The sequence below is a fragment of the Geobacter argillaceus genome, from assembly GCF_007830735.1.
Taxonomy (GTDB): domain Bacteria; phylum Desulfobacterota; class Desulfuromonadia; order Geobacterales; family DSM-12255; genus Geomobilibacter; species Geomobilibacter argillaceus.
This window is the reverse complement of record NZ_VLLN01000053.1, coordinates 1-7,997: the sequence shown is the minus strand read 5'-3', so window position 1 is coordinate 7,997 and position 7,997 is coordinate 1. Positions and strand designations below refer to the sequence as shown.

Annotated in this window: 6 protein-coding genes; all 6 read left to right on the top strand. The window is 58.6% G+C overall.

What is annotated here, in order from left to right; all coding sequences use genetic code 11:
- Positions 1-1,567 (top strand): CxxxxCH/CxxCH domain c-type cytochrome (locus JN12_RS20125; RefSeq protein WP_145026279.1); only part of this gene is annotated, 1,567 nt, incomplete at its 5' end.
- 49 nt (positions 1,568-1,616) lie between these two features.
- Positions 1,617-3,926 carry a hypothetical protein gene (locus tag JN12_RS20120; protein ID WP_246125938.1) on the top strand — a complete coding sequence of 770 codons (2,310 nt, stop codon included), beginning with the start codon at positions 1,617-1,619 and terminating at the stop codon, positions 3,924-3,926.
- Positions 3,927-3,979: 53 nt separating this feature from the next.
- Positions 3,980-4,768, top strand: coding sequence for a right-handed parallel beta-helix repeat-containing protein (locus JN12_RS20115; RefSeq protein WP_145026276.1), 789 nt, complete (start codon positions 3,980-3,982; stop codon positions 4,766-4,768).
- An 83-nt stretch (positions 4,769-4,851) separates the two neighbouring features.
- Positions 4,852-6,189 (top strand): cytochrome c biogenesis protein ResB, encoded by a 1,338-nt coding sequence (locus tag JN12_RS20110; protein ID WP_170242103.1) that lies wholly within the window; start codon positions 4,852-4,854, stop codon positions 6,187-6,189.
- Entirely contained in the window at positions 6,189-6,998 is an 810-nt protein-coding gene (locus tag JN12_RS20105; RefSeq protein WP_145026273.1) for a cytochrome c biogenesis protein, read from the top strand. Before JN12_RS20110 ends, JN12_RS20105 begins: the two co-directional genes overlap by 1 nt.
- 256 nt (positions 6,999-7,254) lie before the next feature.
- Positions 7,255-7,997 (top strand): CxxxxCH/CxxCH domain c-type cytochrome (locus JN12_RS20100; protein ID WP_145026271.1); only part of this gene is annotated, 743 nt, incomplete at its 3' end.

Sequence of the window (7,997 nt, the reverse complement as noted above, 5' to 3'; positions counted from 1 at the left end):
GAACCACGTCAACAAGTTCATCGACTTCTCCTCGGTCAGAGGCGGTGGCAGCACCAAATACAACGGCTCGACCAAGCTCTGCACGAACATCTACTGCCACTCCAACGGTAACCCCGGCTCCCTGGTCTACGTCAACCCGGCGGCCTGGAACTCCGCCACCACCTACGGCTGCAACGGCTGCCACGGCACCAGCGGCTTCGGCGCCCCCGACTACGCCAACGGCGGGGCCGGCACCACCACGGCCAACAGCCATTCCAAGCATGTGTCGCAGTTGAACATCACCGACACCACCGGCTGTGCCGTGTGTCACCGGCGGACCGTCGATATGGCAACGGCTAACAAGCTGCGCAACTATTCCACGCTCCATCTGAACGGAACGGCAAATGTGACATTCAACACCACCAGGGCAGGATCAAGCGCCACCTGGACGTCCGGCACCGGCACCTGTTCCAGCGTAATCTGCCACGGCAATGGCCTGGGAGCGTATCAGTCTCCCCAGTGGGGTGCTACCGACAACTGCGGCTTCTGCCACCCAATAGCCAGCCTCGGCGGCGCCCACGCCAAGCATCTGGACCTGACCCAAACGCCGGTCTTCTATACCTTCACCGCCAACAGGTCGTCCGGCGACGACTCTACCGGCAAATACTACTTCGGTTGCTCCAGCTGCCATCCGCTGGTCAACGGCAACCACACCAGCGGAACGATTGTCCTTGACCTACGCCCATCGGTGGCAGGCGTCGGCACGCTCCGCTCCAAAAACAGCGCCGCCATAACCGCCACCGGCCCGGCCGGCACCACCAACGGCGGCACCACCGCTGACTCGGTTTCAGGCTCCGTTGTCAAGTGCCTGAATATCTACTGCCACAGCAACGGTTATTCTACCAGTATGGTTTATGCAAATACGCCGAACTGGTACGGCGGAAGCTTCACCGGGGACCGCTGTGCCAACTGCCACGGCAATTCGCCCAACAGCACCATTGCCGGGTCACCGGCCCACTACAATTCCAATTTCCTCGGAACGGGAATCACAGGTGGCCACGTGGTTGGTATCCATTACGACGGCATCTTTTCCGGCACCAACGGCCTGGCTACCCCGGGCACCGGCACCACTAACAGCCATGGCAATGCTCTGTATTCAACCACCATCAACTGCAACATTTGCCACTACGCGACAGTAACGAGCGCGAATAATGACAAAAACATCGTTTGCAACACCTGCCACAACGGCATTCAGGCAACGCTGCGCGGCAACGCGACGATCGCCAACAAGGCTAACCACGTAAACGGCTCGGTGAAAGTTGCATTCAATTCGATAAATGAATTCTCCAAGGCCCAATTGAGAACGGGCAGCCAGGGCACCGCACCGTACAATACGGCCTGGACAAGGAACAGTGGCTACAAGGGAGCCGGTTCCTATGACTCGGCGCAGGCTGTGTTCAATACTGCAGCCATGTGGGACAGCAGCACCAAGACCTGTTCCAATATCGCCTGCCATAATGGTCAGAGCGTGACATGGGGAAGCACCGGCGGAGCGACAACATGCCAAAGCTGCCATCCATCGCTTTAAACGCCCGATCTGTTACTTTTGAAATTACTATACTGCCGGAGGCATGAGGATGAAGAACATTGCAAATACATCCAAAGGAGTGCGTTGGCTTAGACTCCCACTCCTGGTGGCGGGCTTCGCTTCGCTGCTCGTACCCGTTGCGTTTTTTTTCGCTCCAATGGCATACTCGGCGCTACTTCACAACAGCACCAATCTGAGTTCAACCAAGTGGGGCGTCAATGGCTGGGGAATCGCGGGAGGCAAATACGGCGCTTTCAGCTGCACCACCTGCCACATACCCAGTACCACCAATATTAAGCTGATACGGGGCACAATCACCGCTCCGCTCGGCAACTGGAGTTCATCGAACAGTCCGGGCGTATCGGTGACGTTCCTGAACCTGACCAGCATGGGACGTGACAACGACAATCACACCACCTCGAACCGCATCTGCGAGGTCTGCCACAGCCGGAACAAGTATCACAACTACAACACCACAAAGAACTCCGGCGGAACGATACATAACAACAGCGCCGACTGCATCGGCTGCCATCCTCACAAGGCGGCGTTCAAAGGGTCAGAATCCAGCGGCGGCCAGGCATGCACCAGCTGCCACAACAGCGGCAGCTTCGCTTCCGCTCTGAAAGGAACAAACGGGTACCACCACTACCTGCAAAGTACCGACACCGTAACGTATGGCACGGTGGCGCAGCCTGTCCTGGTGGGGGGAGCCACCGACACGAACCGGAACTGCCTCATGTGCCACGTGGACCACGACATCTTCCGCCCCGACCTGAACCTGAACGCCGGCAGTGGCAGGGGAAAGAACCTGCGCGCCGACATATCGACTACTCCCACCGCCGCGAATACGGCCAGCTATGCGAACACCGACTTCCTGCCCGACGCCACGAAAAACGGTGGCATCTGTATCTCCTGCCACCGGACGCAACAGACCAATCTGGGCTACACCCAGGCGGACGGTTCGCTGCGCAAGCCGGCGATTCCCTATCCTGATACGGTTCAGAAGCAGGTGTTCGTCTTCATGAGCACCGCCCACAACTATACCGTCACATCCACCTTTTCCGGCACCGGCACCAGCACGTTCGCCGCCAACTGCACCAAGTGCCACAACGACACGCTGAACCCCAAGTCCGGCTACAATGCCCAAGGCATCTCCCGTGTCAAATTCGGCAACCATACCACCTCGATCCCCCAGATGCTGACCACCTTCGGCGCTCCGGTGACCTCGTCGCAGAAGGCCGATTTCTGTTTCAAGTGCCACGGTAATGTTGCCCCGTTCAGCACGACGACCCCGAACATAAACGTTTACCTCTCCACGGACCGGTTCGACTGGTACAGCACAACCTCCATGACCGCCCGGACCAAGAACATCGCTGCCGACTTCAATGACGCGACCCTGACCCACAAGCACCAGGTCCAGCTTGCCGCCTATGCCGGCAAACACCACGCCGGCGAAACCAGGGCCGAACTCTCCGCCAACAAGCATGTCACCTGCGACGACTGCCACAACCACCACGGCTCGAAAAAGGGGCTCCATGTGCAGGGGGGACCGCGGAACCTCTCCCCGGCCCTGACCGGGGCCATGGGGGTAACGCCTCCTACCTGGATTGCATGGTCAACCGCCCGGGCCGCCGGGACGACGGTAACCTGGCCGGACGCCATGGTGCCGGCCTCGGAGGAGTGGCAGATCTGCTTCAAATGCCACAGCAGTTACAACACCAACCAGGCCGGCTGGGTCGGCACCAATTACAGCGGTGCCGATCTGGCGATCCAGCTCAATCCCACCTACAAATCGGGCCACGCCATCATCGGCAACTCCCGGGTGCCGGCCGATTCGCCGTCCAATTTCGTAGCCGGGACCCCTTGGAACAAGAACAGCATCCTGACCTGCACCGACTGCCATGTGAACAGTAACACCGGTGTGAACGACCCCAAGGGGGGGCACGCCTCCACGAACCCCTACATGCTCCGGGGCAATTACCAGCCAACTGTGGCTTCCACCGCCACCCCTAGCGGGGAGGCGATGTGCGGTCTCTGCCATACCCCTCAGGCGTATGGTCTTACGCCAACCGATCCTGGGGTCGGGACTTATACCAACAGCGGTTTCAGTTCAGGGACGAACAACATGCACCTGGAGCACGCCTACCGGCAGGGTATCACCGGGTACAAATGCTCCATGTGCCACGCGGCCAACATTCACGGCTCCCCGCGGCAGGCCATGTTCGTCCTCAAGACGGACCCTGCGCCGTACAATGTGGGGACTGATCACGTGGGTTCCTTTGTAAGAGCGGCAAACAAAACATATACCGAGTTTAACAATTGTACAGGCGGCGTGGGCGCTTGTTCTCATCACCCATAATGAGGAATATGGCAAATTCAGGAACTCGGCGCCCCTGCGGAAGGATGGATTCGATGAACAGAATTGGCTACATGGCCACAATGGTGTTGTTTCTTCTTGTCGCGATGGTGGCAGTGGCATCCGCCGCCTGTACCGCTATAGATCATATCCCCTACACGATTCAGAAGAGCGGGAGTTATTGCTTGACGAAGGACTTAACCCTGAAAGATGGAGCGGCCGCCATTCTTGTGGATGCGGAAAAGGCTGTCATCGATCTGGGGGGGCACCGGCTTTCCGGCACCGGCGAGGACGCAGGCTACGGAATCCGCTCCGACAAGGGGGTTATTGTCAGGAACGGAACCGTTGCAGGCTTTTATTTCGGCGTCACCGGCGGAGCCGGGTCAATGATTGAAAACCTGCGGGTTGAGAACAGTACCCGTACCGGGATATTGGTGAACGGCGACGGAAGCCTTGTCCGCAACAACACCGTTACGGATGCGCGCCCCATTTTCGAGGCATACGGTATCGTGGCCATGGGTGCCCAGAACCGCATACTCGACAATACGATAACGGAAATAAAGGGGGCGGCCAGCGGACGCGGGTTCGGCATTCGGGTCTACACAGCGGGTGAAAACGTCATCCAGGGGAACCGGGTCGCCAATACCGCCCTCATCCCGAATACCTTCGGCATCCTCATCGCCGGGCCGGAATCACAGAAAAATGCCGTTACCACCAACACCATAGCAAACATGGAAAAAGGGGTGGTATACGAACGGGGCAGCGACGGCACCAACCGCGGCAACCGCACCTCGGGTGTCACCCATCGTTACATCGGCGGCAACGACGACGGCGGCAACGAGTAACACGGTATGGCACACCAGAAGGACTGCAACCCGGAGAGAGCGACCACTCCGGGTTTTACTGTTAAAAGGAGAACCTTGGTCCAATGATCGCTAATGACTTCATGCAACGGCTGGCGTCCCGGCGGGTTTCCCTGACGCTTATCCTGCTGCTGCTCTGCATCTGCGTCACCGGTGCTCTCGTCCCCCAGAAATCGCTCCTGGAGCCGGAGGAATACGCTGCATGGGTCGCTGCCGGAGGTGTTCACGACCTCTGGCTGAAGCTCGGTTTCACCCGCATCTTCTCCACCTGGTACTTTCTTACGGTCATGGCCCTCTTCTTCGTCAGCACCCTCGCGGCAATGATTGTGCGCGTACGTGCTCTGCTGCGACGGGAGAAGCCGGAGGTGAGCGCAGCTGCCATAAGCCGGGAGCCGTTTTCCGCAATCGTTCCCGGAGTGTCGCCGGAAACACTGAAGCTGCGGGTTTCGGGCTTTTGCTGGAGCGAAGGGAACTGTGCCGACGGCCGCTGCCTCACCGGCACGCGCTTCGGGTTTGCACGATGGTCCGTCGTGCTGCTCCACACATCACTTCTGCTGCTCATCCTCGGCGTCCTCGCGAGCCAGGAGACCTATTTTCGCGGTTACATGAAGCTGGGTGTGGGGCAGGACGAGCAGCTCGACGAAGCCGGCTTTTTCCAGCAGGACAAGGGGATGCTTGCGCCGCCGCTTCCGCGGGGGCTCAAGATTACTCTCCTCTCCTTTGACAACCGGTACCGGGAAGCGGGTTATCTTCCCGACATCGCGGCGGACCTCCTACTGGAAGGGGCCGCCGAAGGGCCCCTCCGGACGAGGCTCCTCCGTTACAATACGGTGCGCTACGGAGGGACCGACCTCTATCTCTCCGTCCGGAGCGGCTTTGGGGTGATCCTCCACACCGAGCGCCGGGACGGGGGGCGGGCATCGGGCTATGTGACTTTCCACTTTCCGGAAAAGGGGAAAAATCCGCAGGTGCAGGCCGAGGTCCCCGGTTCAGATATGCAAGTCAATGTGGAATTCCTTTCCAGGAACCATAAATACTACGACATCGACGACATTGAATCACCGGCTATCCGGATGAGGTTCATGCGAAACGGCAGACTTGTGGCCGAGCGGCTCATTCGTCCCGGAGAGAGGACGGAAGTCGAAGGAATCAGTTACACCTTCGGTAAGATCGACTACTGGTGCGACATTGCCGCCACGCGTGATCCCGCTATTAGTTTGATCTTCGCCGGCTTTGCCGCCTCCGCACTGGCCCTTGTCTTTTTCGCGCTATTCCCGACCACGGAAATCCGCCTTCTGGAGATAAGGGGGACGGACGCCGTTCATCTGGGCGTACGGTGCGAACGGTTCAGGGCCGTCGCGGAGCGGGTCTTCGAACAGATCACGAAGGAGAAAACAACCTGATGGACGTCATCTTTTTCTGGATTGCGACGACATTCTATGCCCTTTCAGCGGTGTTTTACCTGATCCACTTCATTTTCGACAAGAGGTGGGGAGAAAAGTGGGCCGCTGCACTGGCGGCAGGAGGGATGACGCCCCATGTCGCCGCCGTCGGGATGCGGTGGCTGCAGGCAGGACACGGCCCCTACATCACCCGCTACGAAGTCTTTTCATCCGACGCACTGATCACGGTTGCCGTCTTTCTCTGCGCCGGCCTGCTGTACCGGAAGATCAGGGTGGCGGGGGCGATCGTGATGAGCGGCGCTTTTCTGATGATGGGGTACGGGGCACTATCGGTCGACACCAAGGCAGCTGCGCCAATCACCTTCAAGAGCTGGTGGCTGGTCATCCACATCCTGTTTGGCAAGGTCATCACCGGATCGATGCTGGTTGCGGGGGCGCTTGCCATCTTCTATCTCCTTAAAAGCAACCAACCCGAACGCTGGCCCAGGCTCCCCGACGTGGCTTCCCTGGACGACCTCTCGTACCGCTTCTTTTCCCTTGGTTTTTGTTCACTGGGGCTGATGATCGTCGCCGGTTCCATCTGGGCGAACAGCGCATGGGGACGCTATTGGGGGTGGGACCCGATCGAGACCTGTTCCCTCATCTCCTGGATTGCCTTCGGCGTCATTCTCCACCTGCGGCGCCTCCACGGCTGGCGTGGCAAGAGGATGGCGTGGTTAACGATTGCAGCCCTGCTTCTCGCGATATTCACCGCCTTCCTCATCACCATTGTGAGTCCCGGCATTCACAGCTCCTACATGGTGAAGTAACCCGCTATTATTTTTTCAGATTTCATTTTTTAGGTGTCTGAATTGCATGTTTTTGATTGTGTTTACAGGGGTATCGATTCCAAGAGGGGACGACCAAGAAAAATACTCCTTTTATCAATATGTTATCCGCAACTTAACAGCGATCCGATCATGGCGGTGAATTGTTGTGTTCAGATATTTGACACCATGATGACATTGATGTTGATCATTTTGTTAATGTAGCGAGTGCGACCGTTTGGTAGAAAGGATTAGCGAAATGAACCGGAGAGCAGCATCACTCTCTGCACTATCGAGACACCTCATACTATCCGCCATAGCCCTGGCGGGCTTCTTCGTTCTTGGCGTGCCCGTAAGCCATGCTATCCAGAAGTACCAGTACAGCCCTCAGCTCTGCAGCGACTGTCACGGCATGCCGCCGATCGACACAGCCTACCGCAACGTCACCACCGGCGGCTTTAAGGGGAGTCACCTGACCCATGCCACCACTGGTCAGTCAAGCTGCGAGAAGTGCCACAATGGCAGCTCCACCTTTAAAACGGACCACAGCAACGGCTTCATCCACATGTCGAGCAACATCAACGCCTCGCCTTCGCCGGCCAAGGGGGTGTACGGCACCAAGGGGGTCTTTTTCAACCAGACCTCCAATCCAATCCTGGGAACCTGCACCAACGTCAACTGCCATTTCGAGACAACTACACCGGTCTGGTCCAGCACCGCATTTGCCTCCCCCACCGACTGCGGCCAGTGCCACGGTGCGCCACCCAGCGGCACCGGCCCGGGATACACCGGAGGAAACGCCGCCAGTCATACCAGGCATAACCTCTACTATACCGGCGCCAACCAGTGCGTGAAATGCCACACCGACCACACCGCTGAGGCCAACACGTTCGCCCACGCAACCAGTTTGCGCAACATCGTCGTTGCCCCCCGCGATCCTGCCGGCACCCTTGCCGGCAGCTACACCGGCAGTGGCGCCAACTTCCTGCCGAGCAGACAGGC

Excerpts from the sequence above, each read along its gene's own strand:
- JN12_RS20115 (WP_145026276.1), top strand. The coding sequence starts at position 3,980 with ATGAACAGAATTGGCTACATGGCCACAATGGTGTTGTTTCTTCTTGTC.
- JN12_RS20105 (WP_145026273.1), top strand. The coding sequence starts at position 6,189 with ATGGACGTCATCTTTTTCTGGATTGCGACGACATTCTATGCCCTTTCA.
- JN12_RS20110 (WP_170242103.1), top strand. The coding sequence starts at position 4,852 with ATGATCGCTAATGACTTCATGCAACGGCTGGCGTCCCGGCGGGTTTCC.
- JN12_RS20120 (WP_246125938.1), top strand. The coding sequence starts at position 1,617 with ATGAAGAACATTGCAAATACATCCAAAGGAGTGCGTTGGCTTAGACTC.